The following is a 16698-nucleotide window of genomic DNA, read 5'->3' on the forward strand; positions in this document are numbered from 1 at the left end:
TCGCGTAGCCCTTCGGCCAGCCGCGTGGCATATGGGGATCGGCCAGAAGGCGGTGCGGTGTCCCTCACTTCCGCAGTACCTGCCAGGTGTGCGGGCCCACGACTCCGTCGACGGGCAGACTGGCCTGGCTCTGTAGGCGCTTGACCGCCCGCGTGGTGTTCGGCCCGTAGGCGCCGTCCACAACGCCTGGGTCGAACCCGTGGTACCGCAGCAGGCACTGGGCCTCCACGACATCCCAAACAGGCCCGGAAAGCAGCGCAGTGCTGGTGGTGCTGTAGCCCGCATACAGCCGCCCGTCCTCGCGCTTGACCACACAGTGGTACGTCTTGCCCGCCTTGTAGGCGAAGGCCCCGCGAGAGGGGGAAGTCGAACCCCCGTGTCTCCACGGCGCGACGACCAGCAACCCGCCAAACAGCCCACCGAGTACCACAGCCACCAGGACGCCGATCAACGCCGAACGCCGCGTCCTCCGCGGCTTCGGTGGATCTGCTGTCTTCGATGCGTCAGGTTCCTGCTTCCACGCCTCCTCAGCCACTTCATGAAGCGCCAGAACCCTGTGTCGGATCGGCAACGACGACCCGCCCTAGGTGTATTGCCTTGTGAGGTTGGGGACGCGGCTGGCGGGTGGTTGGCCTTTCAGGGCGGTGTGTCCGCGGTGGTGATTGTAGGTGTGCAGCCAGCCGGGGAAGGCGTCTCGTCGTTCCTGCTCGGAGCGGTAGGGCCGGGCGTATGCCCATTCGTCGAGCAGGGTGCGGTTGAAGCGTTCAACTTTGCCGTTGGTCTGCGGCCGGTAGGGCCGGGTTCGCTTGTGGGTGATCCCGGCATCCGCCAGCGTGTCGCGCCAGTTGTGTGAGCGGTAGCAGGAGCCGTTGTCGGTCAGGACCCGCTCGACGGTGATCCCGGCCTGGGCGAAGAAGGCGTGGGCCCGTTTCCAGAAGCCGGTGGCGGTTTCCTTCTTCTCGTCGGGGTGGATCTCGCTGTAGGCCAGGCGGGAGTGGTCGTCGACGGCCGTGTGCAGGTAGCTGTAGCCGGTGCCCGAGCGGGTCTTGCGGCCGGCCTGGCGGCCGAGGACCTTGTGGCCGCCGCCATCGGGGATATTGCCGAGCTTTTTGATGTCGACGTGCACGAGCTCGCCTGGGCGATCGCGTTCGTAGCGGCGTATGGGCCGGCTGGTGGCCCGGTCCTGATGTGCCAGGCGGGCCAGACCGTAGCGGGTCAGCACCCGGTGCACGGTCGAGGGCACCAGGTGTAGCAGGTGTGCGATGCGGGCTGGTCCCCAGCGGCGCAGGATGCGGACCTTGATGATGCGCCGTTCGGTGCGGGTCGGGGTGCGGCGCGGACTCGTGTGCGGGCGGGAGGACAGGTCCCTCATACCGGCCTCGCCGTGCGTGCGGTAGCGGCCTGCCCACCGCTGGGCGGTGGTGGGAGAGACCTGGAAGCGTTCGGCGGCCCGCCGCAGGGGCCAGCCGTCCTCGACCACGCAGCGGCCAGGCGCAACCGTCCGGTCTCGGTCAGGGGTGCATTACGGTGGGGCACGAGGGCCTTTCTGTTGGTGTAGACGTCGCAATCCACACCGAACCGAAAGGCCCTCACCTGTTCAAGATCCCTCAGCCGAGACCTGCCTCACCTGTCCACAACCTCCCCGGACAGAACACCTAGGGAGACGTCCTGAGCCTCATGAAGGTCTTCGGGATGCTGGGCGAACTGGTCGCGCTCAAGCGCGCCGAGCAGTCCGGCGACGATCTCGCCGCCACGCCGATCGCTGCCCGCGGGACCGCAGTGATGCTCTCACCGATGAGGAACTGCTGGGCACGCTCAACCTGATGACCGCGGCAGGCGCGCAGCTCACGCCTCACCTGATGGGCAACGCCCTCGCCGTCCAGCCCGACCGCCCCGGCCGGCGGGAGTTCGTCCAGAAGGGGACGCGGTTCTCCTCAACTTCGGCGCCGCGGGGTCGGATTCCGACCATGACGGCGAGGACGCCACCGCTGAGGTTGATTTGCCGTGTAGCAATCATCGCGAAATGCTCAGCTTCGAGAACAGCGTCCACTTCTGTCTGGGCCGCCAGGCAACCGCCCGCTGTTGTGAGTCCCCCCAGTACCCCCGCGCAGCGCCCTCAACAGAGCCTACGCAGAGTGAGAAGCCGGTGGTCACACCCCTATGCAAACCGCGCAGTTGGTTGGTTGGGTGTTCGTGCAGCCAGCCACTTTTGTATCGGGCGTCAGACTGACAACGGCGTCGTCACCGCTACCACATTGTGGGCCGATGAACGCCCGTACTACCCGCTGCACGCCGTGCCCTACGCCCCCGCCCACCACTTCGAAGTCCGCGACCTCCGCCCGGAAGGCGCCGCGCTCTTGGTAAGAATAAAACAGCACGCCTGGTTTCTTCTTGACGCGACGGTTAGTTAGCATTGGGCACTGCGCGGAGAAGCGACCGACCTGTCTGGGGCCGGGGGAGCTGACCACTCTTGCGCGTGTAGGGGGAGCGTTGTGGATATCTCTGTATTAGGCGGACTGTCCGTGCGGGAAAATGGAGTCTCGATCACGCCGTCGGCACCCAAGCCGCGGCAGGTACTGGCACTGATGGCCCTGCGCGCCGACCAGGCTGTGCCGGTAGCGGCGCTGATCGAAGAACTCTGGGGGCAGAAGCCGCCGCGCAGTGCGCGCGCCACGTTGCAGAAGTACGTGCTGCAGCTGCGGGAGCTGATCACCGCTGCCCTGGTGAGGGATGCTGAGGGTGCTCTGCCCCGTACCGCCAAGGACGTGCTCGTGACCATGCCCGGTGGCTACCTGCTTAACAGCTCCGGCGGCAGCAGCGACGTCCGGGACTTCGAACGACTCGCAGGTATGGGCTATCGAGCCATGGACGCGAACGACCTTCCCGGCGCTGCACGGCAGTTGGAGGAGGCGCTCTCGCTGTGGAGCGGCGTCGCGCTCGCTGACGTCCAGACCGGGGCGCAGCTCGTCGTGGAGATCCGGAGGTTGGAGGAGGCCCGACTGTGTGCCATCAACCAGCGTATCGAGGCCGACCTTCGATTGGGACGGCACCGCGAGTTGTTGGGTGAACTGACCGTGCTGGTAAGCCGATATCGCACCCACGAGACCCTGCATGGTCAGTTCATGCTGGCACTACACCGCTCCGGTCGGCGCATTGAAGCCCTAGAAGTATACCAGCGCCTGCGCCGCGCCCTGATCCGCGAACTCGGCCTGGAGCCCTCCTGTGGACTCCGACGGCTCCAGGAGACGATTCTGCGGGCCGGGCCCGAGAGTGCGCCGTACGCGCCGGTGTCGCCGACGGCCGTGATCAACTGACAGGTGTGGTGACGGCGGTCGCGCGTCCCATGTGTGACGGCACATCAGGTCGAAGGGCCGGCGCATCCCCTGTGCGGTGGCGAAGAGGAGCTGGCCCTGGAACTACCCTGGGTGTAGGGCCTATCCGTCTCAGTTGTAGGGTCTATCCGCGACCTGTTGGCGATGCCTGGGTATCTCGACCACGGTCGTGATGGGGAGACCCACCGACCACGCCCCTTCCCCTCATTCGTCTTGTGCCTTGCCCAGGTTTCCAACCGACGGCTACGGCAGATGCAGCTTCCCGAAGCTGGCCGGCATGTGCATATGCTTCAAGTGCCCCCCTCGGGCACACGTGCGTCTGGCCTCGTGTCGCAGCAGTGGCTGGACGCCCACCCCCGGTTTCACCTGCACTTCACCCCCACCTGCTGGAGTATGAGGACACCAGGGCCTGCACGAATCCAACTGGCAGGCATCAGCAGGTGACGGTCTTGCCGTAGGACCCGTAGTAGTTGTGGCGTCGTTCTTGCCCCGGCGCCAGCGTCCAACAAGGCGAGTCAGGTCCGAAATCGATGATGACCTTGACTCGCATCGTTTTCCCGCAGTTGTTTGATACGTATACGAAACCTCCCAGATCAGACGCGGCGCGGCCGATGCAGGCGGGCGCAGTACCGCCAGCGCTCGTCTGATGGGCGACGGTGTCCGCAGGCGCGGCGGTGGCGCTGGTGAAGAGAAGACACGCTCCGATGGCAGTGCTGATCGCCGTTCGGGACAGCAGAGAGTTCATCAGGTCCTCCTTGTAGTGGTGGGGGCGGCGCGGGGTGGACCGCGCCGCCCGACTTGCATCACCGGCGAGGTGGTGCGGGAGCCGGCGCCGCGGGTGACTTTCCTTCTGCGATGCCGGCCGACCTGCGGTCGACTGGTGATCCAGCCTCTGTTCTCAACAGGTGACGGTTCGTCCGTACTGACCGAAGACGCCTGTGTAGTACCACAACCGGTCTGAACCGGCCGACATCGTGAAGCACGAACTGTCGCCACCGGAGTTCACGATCACCTTCACCCGCATGGTTTTGCCGCAGTGGTTGCTGAGGTAGACGGAGAAGCCGTCGGGAGTGCCGTCCACCATGCGATTGATGCAGGCGGGCGCGGTGCCACCCGCTGCTGCGCTGTCACCGGCTGCTTGGGCAGCCGGTGCGACGATGATGAAGCCGCCGATGGCTGCCGTTACGGCCGTGCTCACCACGGCCAGTTGCTTGCACAGAAGGTTCATGGGATATGCCCACTCTCGTAGAGGTGAGGGCGGCGCGGGGTGGACCGCGCCGCCCGGCTTGCACCATTGAGATTGCAGGGGATCGGTGTCCGGCTGCCAGGAACGGCATTGGATTGAGGGCTTCATGGGACATCCCACGTGCTGACCTGCTGGGATGCTGCTGTGTGTGAGACGGGCCGGGACACGGTGGGGGACGGGTGGACAAGCAGGGGCAAGCTGACCGAAAGGCCACCTGCGGCCTGGTACCCAAGACCAGATGATTCTGATGCTCGACCAGATCGTTGGATGGTATGGGGTGGAACATGCAACGCTGGAAGGAATTGCCCGATTCGCTTGATGAGCGAGTGCGGAGACTCGTTGTTCAACTGCGCGGACTCAAGGATCACAGCGGGCTGAGCCTGTCGGCGCTGCAGACCAAGACGGGCTACAGCCGCGCCTCCTGGGAGCGCTATCTCAACGGAAAGGTGCTACCGCCGCGGCAGGCGGTGGAGGAGCTAGGTGTTCTGTCCGGGGAGGTTGTGGACAGGTGAGGCAGGTCTCGGCTGAGGGATCTTGAACAGGTGAGGGCCTTTCGGTTCGGTGTGGATTGCGACGTCTACACCAACAGAAAGGCCCTCGTGCCCCACCGTAATGCACCCCTGACCGAGACCGGACGGTTGCGCCTGGCCGCTGCGTGGTCGAGGACGGCTGGCCCCTGCGGCGGGCCGCCGAACGCTTCCAGGTCTCTCCCACCACCGCCCAGCGGTGGGCAGGCCGCTACCGCACGCACGGCGAGGCCGGTATGAGGGACCTGTCCTCCCGCCCGCACACGAGTCCGCGCCGCACCCCGACCCGCACCGAACGGCGCATCATCAAGGTCCGCATCCTGCGCCGCTGGGGACCAGCCCGCATCGCACACCTGCTACACCTGGTGCCCTCGACCGTGCACCGGGTGCTGACCCGCTACGGTCTGGCCCGCCTGGCACATCAGGACCGGGCCACCAGCCGGCCCATACGCCGCTACGAACGCGATCGCCCAGGCGAGCTCGTGCACGTCGACATCAAAAAGCTCGGCAATATCCCCGATGGCGGCGGCCACAAGGTCCTCGGCCGCCAGGCCGGCCGCAAGACCCGCTCGGGCACCGGCTACAGCTACCTGCACACGGCCGTCGACGACCACTCCCGCCTGGCCTACAGCGAGATCCACCCCGACGAGAAGAAGGAAACCGCCACCGGCTTCTGGAAACGGGCCCACGCCTTCTTCGCCCAGGCCGGGATCACCGTCGAGCGGGTCCTGACCGACAACGGCTCCTGCTACCGCTCACACAACTGGCGCGACACGCTGGCGGATGCCGGGATCACCCACAAGCGAACCCGGCCCTACCGGCCGCAGACCAACGGCAAAGTTGAACGCTTCAACCGCACCCTGCTCGACGAATGGGCATACGCCCGGCCCTACCGCTCCGAGCAGGAACGACGAGACGCCTTCCCCGGCTGGCTGCACACCTACAATCACCACCGCGGACACACCGCCCTGAAAGGCCAACCACCCGCCAGCCGCGTCCCCAACCTCACAAGGCAATACACCTAGGGCGTCGCCACGGTGTGGAACGTGACGTCCACCTCGGCGCACAAGGCAGCCGTCTTCTCGGCGGGGACACCCCACGGCGCGCAGGTCGGTCATCTTTCCCGTCAGCAGGGCCGGGAGGCCGTCGAATCGAGAGCGGTGAGCGCTACGGCGCCCAGAGGCTGTTCGCCGTCAACAGCCTGTCCGAGTTCTCCCCCCAACACAGTCCCGGCTTCCTGCGCGACCTGCGTGCAGAGGTCGAGCGCCTGCAGCAGGGCCCGAGGCCCGCAGGGCATTCCGCAGCGGCCCCGCCGGTCCGCCCGACCGGTGCAATGCCGCTTCGTCGCCCGCACTCCAGATGGTGGGGGGTCTCGTCACCCTGTATACCGTGTCGTACAGGGGTGGCGAGGTGGGGGTGATAGGGGTTCGCCCAAGGGCGGAGAATGCGTAGCTTGCGGGGTGGCTCGTCGTGGTGCCGGTCTTCGAAGGCCCGTCCGGCACGGCGTGGGGCCTGGTTGAGGCTCGGGCCGTGTCATCCCCCGTCGCGGCCCGAGCATTTACTGTCCCGATATCCGTGGGGGCTGAGGCAGCGCGAGGACATCACACGAATGAAAGCTCTCGTACTCGCAGGCGGCAAGGGCAGCAGACTGCTGCCCATCACCCATACCGCTCCGAAACAACTGGTCCCGGTTGCGAACAAGCCCGTGCTCTTCTACAGCATCGAGTCGCTGGTCGCCGCCGGAATCACGGATATCGGGATCATCGTGGGCTACACGGCGGACGAGATCCGCGCAGCCGTCGGAGACGGGAGTGCCTTCGGCGCGAACGTCACGTACATCCCGCAGGACCAACCTCTCGGTCTAGCTCATGCAGTTCTGGTGGCCCGTGACTATCTGGGCGACGACGACTTCGTCATGTACCTGGGCGACAACTTCATCGTCGGCGGCATCGACGAACTGGTGGAGGGCTTCCGCGAGGAGCGGCCCGATGCTGGCCTGGTACTGACGCGGGTGGAGGACCCCCGCGCGTTCGGCGTGGCCGAGCTGGACGACAGCGGGCAGGTCGTACGCATCGAGGAGAAGCCCACACATCCGGTCAGCGACCTGGCAGTGGCCGGGGTCTTCCTGTTCACGTCGGTGGTGCACGAGGCGGTCCGGGCCATCGAGCCGTCCGCACGCGGGGAGCTGGAGATCACCGATGCCCTGCAGTGGCTCGTCGAGCAGGGCCGCCAGGTCCGGTCCACGCTGATCACGGGCTACTGGAAAGACACCGGGAACGTGTCCGACATGCTGGAGGTCAACCGGACCGTGCTGGAGGGCCTGGAACGGTGCATCGACGGAAAGGTAGACGCGGACAGCGAGATCATCGGCCGAGTGCGTGTGGAGCGGGGCGCCAGTGTCTCGGGCTCCCGGATCGTTGGGCCGGTCATCATCGGTGCGAGGGCCTCCATCGTCAACTCCTATGTGGGGCCTTCGACTTCGGTGGCCGAGAACTGTGTGATCAACGGCAGCGAGGTCGAGTTCTCGATCATTCTGGAGGGGGCCGCCATCGAGGGCGTAGGCCGGATCGAGGCCTCTCTGATCGGCAGGCAGAGTCATGTCACCCATGCCGGGCGGACGCCCCGGGCCCATCGTTTCGTCGTGGGTGACCACAGCAAGGTGCAGATCACGCCATGAGAATTCTTGTCACGGGCGGAGCCGGCTTCATCGGTTCATGCTTCGTCCGCCTGTTGCTCGGCCCCGAGGCCCCGGTGCGGGTCACCGGCGTCACGGTGCTCGATGCCCTCACATATGCCGGGAACCTGACCAATCTGGCACCGGTGGAGAACGACCCCCGGCTGACGTTCGTGCACGGGGACATCCGTGACACAGGGCTGGCCGGAGCCGTGGTGGCGGAGGCGGACGCGGTGGTGCACTTCGCCGCGGAGTCGCACGTGGACCGGTCTATCGACAGCGCCGCCGACTTCGTCTCGACGAACGTGCTCGGCACCCAGACGCTGCTCGACGCGGCACGGCGGCACGGGCTACGAACCTTCCTGCATGTGTCCACCGACGAGGTCTACGGGTCGGTACCGGCAGGGTCCTGGACAGAGGAGCATCCGTTGGCGCCGAACTCCCCCTATTCCGCGTCCAAAGCGTCCTCCGACCTGATTGCGCTCGCCTACCACCGGACATACGGGCTGGACGTGCGGGTCACGCGGTGTTCGAACAACTACGGATCGTATCAGTTTCCGGAGAAGATCATCCCGCTGTTCACCACGCGCCTGCTGGACGGGGACGACGTTCCGCTTTACGGGGACGGGAGCCACGTCCGAGACTGGTTGCACGTCGAGGACCACACCCGGGCGCTGGCCGCCGTCCTATGCGACGGGCGTGCAGGTGAGGTCTACAACATCGGCGGGGGAACCGAGTTGACAAACCGTCAGCTGACGGAGCGTCTCCTTGGCGCCTGCGACGCGGGCTGGGACCGAGTCGTCCGCGTGGCAGACCGCAAGGGGCACGATCTGCGGTACTCCGTGGACTCCCGCAAGATCCGCGAGGAGTTGGGGTGGATGCCCCGGCACTCGCTGGAAAGCGGACTCGAGGAGACCGTGGCCTGGTACCGGGACAACCGGGCGTGGTGGGAGCCGTTGCAGGCGGCCACCACCTAACCGTGGGTTGTTAAACGAGGCGGTAGAGATCGAGAGATCTGCCGGTGTCGAGGGCGTTGAGCAGGGCTTGGAGTTCGGTGGGCAGGGGCTTGGTTGACCATGCCTGCCAGTAGCGTTGCAGAGTGGTCCAGGGCGTCAGCCAGCCACGGACGGCTCGTAGTGCCTGGGGCCGGCAGGGCGGTGGGGGCTGCTGGGGTTTGGGGTGGCCCCCTCTCTGCCGCAGCGGGCTCCGGGGGCGGGGCTGCGGCAGGCTCTGGAGCCGGAGGGTCGCCGAGTCCCTGTGCGCGCGGGAGCCGCCGACGTCTTCGGTGTCGTACAACGCAACCTCCCGAGCGGAGTTCATGCCGTGCCGGCCGAAGCGTCCGTGCCGTACACGTATCCACGGCATGCAGACCTGCCGCCCGCGAGCAGCTCGGCGTGCGCCAGGCCGGGGCAGTGATCGGACCTCTCGACAGCCTCTCCAGCGGCTCCCTCGGGCGCGGTCACACCACCCGCCAGATCACCGCCTCGACTGGGGCAGCGGTCATGGGACCGGACCCCGGCTGCCTCGTGCGGAACCGCGAAGAACATAGCGGGCGGATGCCGGACCTCGGCATGTGGTGGAACCATGCGGCATCCGTCAGTCAACGCATGCACCGAGCAGGTGGTCCGAGATAATCTTAATGATCTCGGTCCGGTGGTTCAGCAGGTAGAAGTGACCACCGCCGAAGGTATGGAAATTGAACGGCCCCTCCGTGTGATCGCCCCACGAACGGGCCTCGCCCACCGTCACCTTGGGGTCGCCATCACCGACCAGGCCGATCACCGGGCAGTGCAGCTTCTCGCCCGGCTCGTAGACATACGTCTCAGCCGCCCGGTAGTCGGTGCGGATGGCGGGCAGCACCATTCGCAGGACTTCCTCGTCGCCGAGCACCTGGGAGTCGGTGCCGCTCAGGGCCTTCAGTTCGGCGATGAGGCCGTCGTCACCGAGACGGTGGACGGATTCATTCCTCGGCCGCGACGGGGCGCGGCGGCCCGAGGCGAACAGCGCGGCCGGAACGACACCGTGCCGGCTCTCCAGACGGCGGGCCACCTCGAAGGCGAGGGTGGCCCCCATACTGTGGCCGAACAGGGCCAGGGGCTGGTCGGTCCACGGCTCCAGCGCCTCGGTGACCTCGTCGGCCAGGGCCTGGATACTGGTGATGCCAGGTTCCGTACGACGGTCCTGACGGCCGGGGTACTGGACTGCCAGCACATCGACAGGGAGCGGGACCGCGCTTGCCATCGGGTGGTAGAAGCTCGCGGAGCCGCCCGCGTGCGGCAGGCAGACAAGCCTGAGCTTACTTTCGTCTCGCGGATTGAACCGTCGTATCCACAGCTCGTTGTCCTCGTTCTTGTCGGTCACGACAAAGGCCATTCCTTCCTCGAAGCTGCCCCTTTTCAGGCAAGAGCACTTGGCCGACGATAGGCGGGCACCGGGTCCCCTTCCACCCCTAGCATCCCCTTAACTCCCCTGCCAAAAAGGGGTGGTTGAGGGGCTCTACCCAGCTTTCTGGGGCCTATCGGAAGGGAGTAGGGGCTCCTTGTGCAGCGGGTCCGCTCTACGGTCGGTCGGATGCATGCCGAGCCCACGCCGCTGCTCCCGTACCGGCGCCCCCTTCCGGAGGCCACCCCCATGAAAGAGATTGTCGGCAGATGCCACGTCCGCGGACTTCACCGCTCTGCCGCTGCCCGAGTCCTACCGTGCCGTGACGGTGCACAAGGACGAGTGCGACATGTTCGAGGGCCTCGCCACCCGGGACAAGGATCCGCGCAAGTCCCTACACGTCGAGGAGGTGCCGCTGCCGGAACTGGGGCCCGGTGAGGCTCTCGTCGCCGTCATGTCCAGTTCGGTCAACTACAATTCCGTATGGAGTTCGATCTTCGAGCCCCTCCCGACGTTCGGATTCCTGGAGCGGTACGGGAAGTTGTCGCCGCTCGCCAAACGGCACGACCTGCCGTACCACGTCATCGGCTCCGACCTTGCGGGCGTCGTCCTGCGTACCGGCCCCGGCGTAAACGCCTGGCAGCCCGGCGACGAGGTCGTCGCCCACTGCCTGTCCGTGGAACTGGAGTCCGCCGACGGCCACGGCGACACGATGCTCGACCCGGAGCAGCGCATCTGGGGCTTCGAGACGAACTTCGGCGGGCTCGCGGAGATCGCACTGGTGAATTCCAACCAACTCATGCCGAAGTCGGGCCACTTGAGTTGGGAGGAGGCAGCCGCGCCCGGGCTGGTCAACTCGACCGCGTACCGGCAGCTGGTCTCCCGCAACGGCGCTGGGATGAAGCAGGGCGACAACGTGCTGATCTGGGGTGCGAGCGGCGGACTCGGCTCGTACGCCACACAGTTGGCGCTCGCGGGCGGAGCGAACCCGGTCTGTGTCGTCTCCAGCGAGCGGAAGGCCGGCATCTGCCGGTCGATGGGCGCCGAGGCGATCATCGACCGGAACGCCAAGGGCTACCGGTTCTGGAAGGACGAGGATACGCAGGACCCTCGGGAGTGAAAGCGGTTCGGCAAGCACATCCGCGAGCTGACGGGCGGCGAGGACGTCGATATCGTCTTTGAGCACCCGGGCCGGGAGACCTTCGGCGCGAGCGTGTACGTGACCCGCAAGGGCGGGACGATCGTCACCTGCGCGTCGACGTCCGGGTACAAGCACGAGTACGACAACCGATACCTGTGGATGTCCCTCAAGAAGATCGTGGGCTCGCACTTCGCCAACTACCGCGAGGCCTGGGAGGCCAACCGCCTGGTCGTCAAGGGCAGGATCCACCCGACGCTGTCCCGGACGTACCGCCTGGAAGAGACCGGGCAGGCGGCGTATGACGTTCATCGCAATCTGCACCAGGGCAAGGTGGGAGTGCTGTGCCTGGCTCCCGAGGAGGGGCTCGGGGTCCGGGACCCGGAGTTCCGGGAGAGGCATGTGGAGGCGATCAACCGCTTCCGACTGCCGCAGGAGGACTGAGCCGGCATCGGCCCTTCCGGTGTTCGGGGCGCTCCACCGCCCCGAACACCGGGTGCCCTCCGCACCCCGTCCTTGCGACACGAGCGAGTGGCCGACCCCCGTGGGGGGCCGGCCACTCGCCGCGTTCGGAGGGGTCCGTCAGACCGCTCCGGCCCGACTCAGCAGGTGAGTACGGCTCAGATGTTCACCGGAACCGAACCGCTGACCGGGCCGAGCGGGGTCTGGACGGTGTACTTAATGGTGGCCGGACCGCCGGTGAACGGACCGCCGGTCCAGGTGCCGTTGACGCTGCCAATGGCGCCGCCCTTGAGGGTGATCTTGCCGGAGCCGTAGCCGTCGGAGCCGAAGGTGCCGGAGAAGACCGCACCGAAGGTGCCGAACGGGGTGGAGACCGAGCAGTTGCCGTTGACCGTGTTGCCCGAGGTCGACGCCTGGCAGGAGCTGGCGGCCGCGGCCTGCTTCGGGGCCTGCGCCGGGGCGGCGAGCGCGGGGCCGGCCAGCATGGCGGCGGCGGCGACGGCGCCGGCGCCGGCGATGGCGACGCGGGAAACGATCTTCATTACGAATCCTCCGTTATTTTGTGCAGTAAATTCGCTGCGACTTTCGCTTGCATGGGCAACTTTCGCCGAACGACGAAGCGTTGACCACCCCTGTTCAAGGAATCCGGACCCCTATTAGAGTTAGGGGGTGAGGAATAGATAAACCGGCCAGCACGAGGGAATTCATCAACAGCGAATTCCCGCCACGCCGGGCCGGTTCATACGGGGAAATCCCTACTTGTACAGCCGGATGGGGAGCTCCTTCAGGGTGCGCAGGTTGAAGTGCGGCTGGTAGCGCGGGGTGTCGATGGCCAGTTCTATGCGGCTGTAGCGCTTCAACAACTCGGAGAAGAGCACGCCGACCTCCAGCAGGGCCAGGTGCTTTCCCATGCACTGGTGCGGGCCCGCGCTGAAGGCGAGGGACTTGACGCCGCGGCGGCCCAGGTCGAGCCGGTCGGGGTCGGGGTAGCGCTCCGAGTCCCGGCCGGTGGACTCAAAGGCGACGAACGCGGCGTCGCCGGCCGGGATGACCTTGTCGCCGAACCTCATGTCCTCGGTGAGGATCCGAGCTACGTAACGGGCGGACGGGTAGAAGCGGGAGAGCTCCTCGACGGCCGTGGGCATGAGGGAGAGATCGTCACGCAGGGCCTGCAGCGCCTCCGGGCGCTGCAGGAGAGCCAGCAGTCCGTTGCCGATCAGGTTGGATGTGGTCTCGTACCCCGCGTTGTAGAGAAGTGCGGCGTTCGCGGCGACTTCCTCGTCCGCATAGTCCTCGTCGCTATGGAGCATCAGCGAGACGAGGGTGTCGGCCGGAGGCTCGTTGCGGGTCTTCTCGATCAGCTTGTAGAGGTAGGCGCGAGCCTTGGGCTCGGCCTTGTTCATCGCGATCAGGTCCCGCGGCGGGATCGAGCGGTTGATCATCTGGCCGACGGGTTCGGTCACGCTGCGGAAGAAGTCGCGGTCCTCGGGCGGGATGTCCATCAGTTCGCTGACGACGGTGACCGGCAGCGGTACGGCCAGGGCACTCATCGCGTCGATCTCCCCGCCGTCGGGGCCGATTCCATCGAGAAGTCCATTCACGATCTGCGGGATGCGGGTGCGGAGCTGGTCCAGCATCCGGGGTGTGAAGAGCTTGCCGACGCCGCGGCGAAGCCGACGGTGAGCGTCACCGTCCTTCATCAGCATCCAGTGGCAGGCGGACTTCATGACGGGGCTGGTGGGGCCGCCCCGAGTCGACGCCCAATGGGTGTTGGACGGAAAGTCGCTGGACGTGTCCGAACTGCGCAGCAGCGCGTCCGCATCGTCGTACTTGAAAAGCATCCAGTACCCGTAAGGGGTCCAGTGGACGGGATCTTCACGCCGAAATCGCCCGTAGTACTCCAGATAGTCGCCTTCCAACTGGGGGTGGGTGAAGTCAAAGTATTCCGTCACGCTGTCCCTCCCGTACCGAATCCGCTCACTGCGAGTGCCATATGACGTTCGAGTGCGTCGGCAGCGGCTGTGTGGCCGCCGGCCTCTGCGATGTCCTGCTGCATTTTCGAAACACGTTTGCGTGTCATATGGTCGGCCCTCACCTCGTCCACTGCGGCACGCAGCCGGTCCGGTCCGAGCCTGCCGGAACGGATGACCCGGCCGAGGCCGAGTTCGGCCACCCGTTGCGCGTGCACCTCGTGTTCGGGCGTCGAGGGCACCAGAACCACGGGGGTCCCCGTGGACAGGGCGCCGGTGATGCTGCCGAGCCCGGCGTGCGAGACGAAGACCTCGGCATGGCGCAGCACGGCCAGTTGGGGCGCCCAGGTGTGCACCTCGACGTTGGGCGGCAGTGGGGCGAGGTCGGCAGGGTCGATGCCCTTGTGCACTGCCATGACGACGTGCCACGGGGTGTCGCGGAACGTCTCGACACACATCCGGAAGAAGTCCGGGTTGCGGTGGACGCTGGTGCCCAGCGAGATCAGGACGACGGGGCTGCCGTCGGCGGGCGGGGTCCACTGCTCGGCCGCCGACGCGCCTTCCAAGCAGGGACCGACGAAGTGGTAGCGGGCGGCGTCGAAGGTAGCGCCGGCCGGCTGGAAGGAGCGGGTGTAGAAGACGAGGTTGAGATCCTCCTCGCGGCCGATGAGCTCCTCCACGGAGGTGTCGCTCTGGCCGTACTGAGCGAGGAGGTCGTTCAGTTCACGCAGGAATTCCTGGAGGGCGGGGTGCCCGGGGCGTGCCCGGCCCATTTTCTCGATCAACTTGTCCAGCAGCTTGAAGTGTTTGTTGGAGGCGAGCGCCGGGAAGGTCTCGGCGGCGGGCACGTCCCAGGCTCGGGAGAGGATCCGGGCCACGTGGTAGAGCGTCAGGTCGTAGACGATCAGGTCGGGGCGGCGCTCCCCCAGGTACTCCTTCAGCGTGTGCAGGACGCGCTTGCCCTCCTGGAGGTACAGGGAGGGCATCCGGGCGGTGTCGTCGGCGGTGACCATCCTGGAGAGGTCGACCTCGTCGAGGACGGAGGGGTAGCCGAGGACGGTGGCACCGGTGGCGGCGATGCGGTCCACGATGTTGCCGCCGGTGACGTAGGTGACCTCGTGGCCGCGTCGCACCAGCTCGGCTACGACGTCGAGGGTAGGGATCACGTGGCCGAGGCCGGAGTTGTTGAGGAAGACGACGTGGCGGCGCGTCCCGTCGGGGTCGGCCATGCCGCTGTCTGTGGTGCCGGTCATGTCAGTGGAACCGCCGGCCCTCGTCGGCCCGGTAGGAGCGGGCGGCCAGGACGGCGAAGACGGCCGTCCACACCAGGAGCATCACCATCGACACCGGGTTGATCCGGTAGTCGCCGACGGCGGCCCACACCAACTCGGCCGGGCCGCGGGCCGGGGTGAACGGGGCGATCGTGGCGATGAAGCCAGAGTCGGCGGCCGGGTCCGCGAAGTAGCCGCCAAGGTAGGCGAGCACCATGGGCAGGACGGTCGCCAGCACGTGCACGAGGTAGGGATTGACCGCGTACCCGATGGTCAGGGTCAGCAGGCCGAACGGCACGACGGCCAAGCCCAGCGCCAGCAGACCGAGCAACAGCCGACCGAGGGGCAGGGTGGCGTCGGTGCCGAGCGCCGCGATGCCGATCATCGGGAGGCTGCCGACGACGGCCAGCAGCAGGCTCAGGCCGATCATGGCGGTCATCTTCGGCACCGGTCCACCGGGCAGCGTACGGACGAACCCGCCCCACGGCCGCATCCGCGCGTCCGCGATGCCGGTGCCGTACTGCGCCGAGCAGAGGATCAGGACGGTGAACAGGCACATCGAGGCGGTGCTCATGACGATGGTGCCGGGGGAATGCGCACTGGGCAGGACGTAGAGCAGCATGCCGACGGAGGGCAGGAAGAGCATGCCGACGTAGACCATCGGTATGCGCAGCGCCTGGACCAGCTCGAACTTGATGTTGACGATGATCGCTTGCATGAGGTCCCTAGGAAGCTGGGGCGGTCCGGGAGGGGGACACACGGACACGGGTGTCAGGCGGACATGGAAGCCGGGGCCTTGCCGGTGAGGGCCAGGAACGCGTCCTGGAGCGAGCCCGACCGGACCTCCAGGTCGGTGAAGGTGGCTCCGGACGCCACCAGTTCGCGTACGAGCTGGTCCGCGTCGGCGGTGACCATCCGAACCCGGTCGCCGTCCCGCTCGATGCCCAGCGCACCGGCGAGCGGCGGCAGTCCGGGGGCGAGCACACTGACCCGGCGCAGTCCGCTGATCCGGCGCAGTGCCTCGACACTGTCGTCGGCCACGCAGCGGCCGCCGTCCACGACGACGACGCGCTGCGCCAACTGTTCGACCTCTTCCAGATAGTGGCTGGTCAGCACGACGGTGCCGCCTCTGCCGTGGAACTCCTTGATCGCGTCCCAGAGCGTCTGCCGGCCCTCAACGTCCAGTCCGGTGGTCGGTTCGTCCAGGAAGACCAGGTCAGGGCGGCCGACGAAGGCCAGAGCGACGGCTAGGCGCCGCTTCTGGCCGCCGGAGAGCCCGCCCGTCTGCTTGCGCACCAGCTCACCGAGACCGAACCAGTCCAGGATCTCCCCGCACTTGAGGGGGTCGGGGTAGTGGGCAGCGACGAAGTCGACGACCTCTCCGACCCGTGCCATGTCCGGCAGTCCGGTCTCCTGCGGGGTGACACCCATGCGCACACGGGCCTTCATGTCCCGGGGGTCGCGGTCGAAGAGCTCGATGCGGCCCTCGGTGGGGCGGCGCAGCCCGACGAACATGTTGATCAGCGTGCTCTTGCCCGCCCCGTTGGGGCCCAGCAGGCCCAGGAGCTGGCCGGCCGGGATGTCCAGGTCCATCCGGTCGACGGCGGTCATGTCGCCGTAGCGGCGGGTGACGCCGACCGCGCGGGCCAGGAATTCACCGTCGCGGACTGCTTCGTCGTGGAGTTCGTCTGTCATG

14 protein-coding genes and 4 pseudogenes are annotated in these 16698 nt (G+C 67.0%); 7 read left to right on the plus strand and 11 right to left on the minus strand.

Going from position 1 to position 16698, the window contains the following annotated elements; translation table 11 throughout:
* Positions 1–64: 64 nt before the first annotated feature.
* Positions 65–436, minus strand: a complete 372-nt coding sequence (locus D9V36_RS07470) for a peptidoglycan-binding domain-containing protein (protein WP_241720749.1) — start codon at positions 434–436, stop codon at positions 65–67.
* Between the two features lie 147 nt (positions 437–583).
* Positions 584–1536: pseudogene (locus D9V36_RS07475) on the minus strand (IS481 family transposase).
* Between the two features lie 141 nt (positions 1537–1677).
* On the opposite strand from D9V36_RS07475, the gene D9V36_RS40745 reads away from it, so the two are divergent.
* Together D9V36_RS40745 and D9V36_RS07485 are read left to right on the plus strand one after the other, a co-directional pair.
* Positions 1678–1824 (plus strand): hypothetical protein, encoded by a 147-nt coding sequence (locus tag D9V36_RS40745; protein ID WP_164992900.1) that lies wholly within the window; start codon positions 1678–1680, stop codon positions 1822–1824.
* Positions 1825–2492: 668 nt separating this feature from the next.
* Entirely contained in the window at positions 2493–3314 is an 822-nt protein-coding gene (locus D9V36_RS07485) for an AfsR/SARP family transcriptional regulator (RefSeq protein ID WP_129293073.1), read from the plus strand.
* 451 nt (positions 3315–3765) lie between these two features.
* On the opposite strand, the gene D9V36_RS07490 is transcribed toward D9V36_RS07485, so the two are convergent.
* The gene (locus D9V36_RS07490; RefSeq protein ID WP_129293074.1) at positions 3766–4077 is read right to left on the minus strand and encodes a hypothetical protein; all 312 of its coding nucleotides are present in this window, start codon (positions 4075–4077) and stop codon (positions 3766–3768) included.
* Positions 4078–4230: 153 nt separating this feature from the next.
* A complete protein-coding gene (locus D9V36_RS07495) occupies positions 4231–4686 on the minus strand; it encodes a hypothetical protein (RefSeq protein WP_129293075.1) in 456 nt (151 codons plus the stop codon).
* Positions 4687–4862: 176 nt separating this feature from the next.
* On the opposite strand from D9V36_RS07495, the pseudogene D9V36_RS07500 reads away from it, so the two are divergent.
* From D9V36_RS07500 to rfbB, 4 genes and pseudogenes are all read left to right on the plus strand, one after another.
* Positions 4863–5072 (plus strand): annotated as a pseudogene (locus D9V36_RS07500) (helix-turn-helix domain-containing protein); the annotation flags it as partial.
* A gap of 105 nt (positions 5073–5177) precedes the next feature.
* Positions 5178–6130, plus strand: a pseudogene (locus D9V36_RS07505) (IS481 family transposase).
* 584 nt (positions 6131–6714) lie between these two features.
* Complete coding sequence (locus tag D9V36_RS07510; RefSeq protein WP_129293076.1) at positions 6715–7782, plus strand: glucose-1-phosphate thymidylyltransferase; 1068 nt, start codon at positions 6715–6717, stop codon at positions 7780–7782.
* Positions 7779–8756 (plus strand): dTDP-glucose 4,6-dehydratase, encoded by a 978-nt coding sequence (gene rfbB, locus D9V36_RS07515; protein WP_129293077.1) that lies wholly within the window; start codon positions 7779–7781, stop codon positions 8754–8756. The genes D9V36_RS07510 and rfbB overlap by 4 nt, the downstream gene beginning before the upstream one ends.
* A 10-nt stretch (positions 8757–8766) precedes the next feature.
* Here rfbB and D9V36_RS07520 read toward each other — a convergent pair whose 3' ends face one another.
* A complete protein-coding gene (locus D9V36_RS07520; protein WP_129293078.1) occupies positions 8767–9075 on the minus strand; it encodes a hypothetical protein in 309 nt (102 codons plus the stop codon).
* 300 nt (positions 9076–9375) lie between these two features.
* The gene (locus D9V36_RS07525) at positions 9376–10140 is read right to left on the minus strand and encodes a thioesterase II family protein (RefSeq protein ID WP_129293079.1); all 765 of its coding nucleotides are present in this window, start codon (positions 10138–10140) and stop codon (positions 9376–9378) included.
* 280 nt (positions 10141–10420) lie between these two features.
* On the opposite strand from D9V36_RS07525, the pseudogene ccrA reads away from it, so the two are divergent.
* Positions 10421–11743: pseudogene (ccrA, locus tag D9V36_RS07530) on the plus strand (crotonyl-CoA carboxylase/reductase).
* 176 nt (positions 11744–11919) lie between these two features.
* On the opposite strand, the gene D9V36_RS07535 reads toward ccrA, so the two are convergent.
* The 5 genes from D9V36_RS07535 to D9V36_RS07555 form a co-directional block, all read right to left on the minus strand.
* On the minus strand, positions 11920–12303 hold the full coding sequence (locus D9V36_RS07535; protein WP_129293080.1) for a hypothetical protein: 384 nt from the start codon (positions 12301–12303) through the stop codon (positions 11920–11922).
* A 213-nt stretch (positions 12304–12516) separates the two neighbouring features.
* Positions 12517–13713, minus strand: coding sequence for a cytochrome P450 (locus tag D9V36_RS07540; RefSeq protein WP_129293081.1), 1197 nt, complete (start codon positions 13711–13713; stop codon positions 12517–12519).
* Positions 13710–14984, minus strand: coding sequence for a macrolide family glycosyltransferase (locus D9V36_RS07545; protein ID WP_129293082.1), 1275 nt, complete (start codon positions 14982–14984; stop codon positions 13710–13712). Before D9V36_RS07545 ends, D9V36_RS07540 begins: the two co-directional genes overlap by 4 nt.
* A 1-nt stretch (position 14985) precedes the next feature.
* The gene (locus tag D9V36_RS07550; RefSeq protein ID WP_129293083.1) at positions 14986–15720 is read right to left on the minus strand and encodes an ABC transporter permease; all 735 of its coding nucleotides are present in this window, start codon (positions 15718–15720) and stop codon (positions 14986–14988) included.
* Positions 15721–15773: 53 nt separating this feature from the next.
* Positions 15774–16697, minus strand: a complete 924-nt coding sequence (locus D9V36_RS07555) for an ABC transporter ATP-binding protein (RefSeq protein WP_129293084.1) — start codon at positions 16695–16697, stop codon at positions 15774–15776.
* Position 16698: the final 1 nt, after the last annotated feature.

It is taken from the genome of Streptomyces lydicus (assembly GCF_004125265.1).
In the GTDB taxonomy this organism is placed as follows: Bacteria; Actinomycetota; Actinomycetes; order Streptomycetales; family Streptomycetaceae; genus Streptomyces; species Streptomyces lydicus_C.

What these genes read in the sequence shown, in the direction of transcription:
- D9V36_RS40745 (WP_164992900.1), top strand. Translation starts at nt 1,678, where the DNA reads ATGAAGGTCTTCGGGATGCTGGGCGAACTGGTCGCGCTCAAGCGCGCC.
- D9V36_RS07490 (WP_129293074.1), bottom strand. Translation starts at nt 4,077, where the DNA reads ATGAACTCTCTGCTGTCCCGAACGGCGATCAGCACTGCCATCGGAGCG.
- D9V36_RS07495 (WP_129293075.1), bottom strand. Translation starts at nt 4,686, where the DNA reads ATGAAGCCCTCAATCCAATGCCGTTCCTGGCAGCCGGACACCGATCCC.
- D9V36_RS07510 (WP_129293076.1), top strand. Translation starts at nt 6,715, where the DNA reads ATGAAAGCTCTCGTACTCGCAGGCGGCAAGGGCAGCAGACTGCTGCCC.
- rfbB (WP_129293077.1), top strand. Translation starts at nt 7,779, where the DNA reads ATGAGAATTCTTGTCACGGGCGGAGCCGGCTTCATCGGTTCATGCTTC.
- D9V36_RS07535 (WP_129293080.1), bottom strand. Translation starts at nt 12,303, where the DNA reads ATGAAGATCGTTTCCCGCGTCGCCATCGCCGGCGCCGGCGCCGTCGCC.
- D9V36_RS07545 (WP_129293082.1), bottom strand. Translation starts at nt 14,984, where the DNA reads ATGACCGGCACCACAGACAGCGGCATGGCCGACCCCGACGGGACGCGC.
- D9V36_RS07550 (WP_129293083.1), bottom strand. Translation starts at nt 15,720, where the DNA reads ATGCAAGCGATCATCGTCAACATCAAGTTCGAGCTGGTCCAGGCGCTG.
- D9V36_RS07555 (WP_129293084.1), bottom strand. Translation starts at nt 16,697, where the DNA reads ATGACAGACGAACTCCACGACGAAGCAGTCCGCGACGGTGAATTCCTG.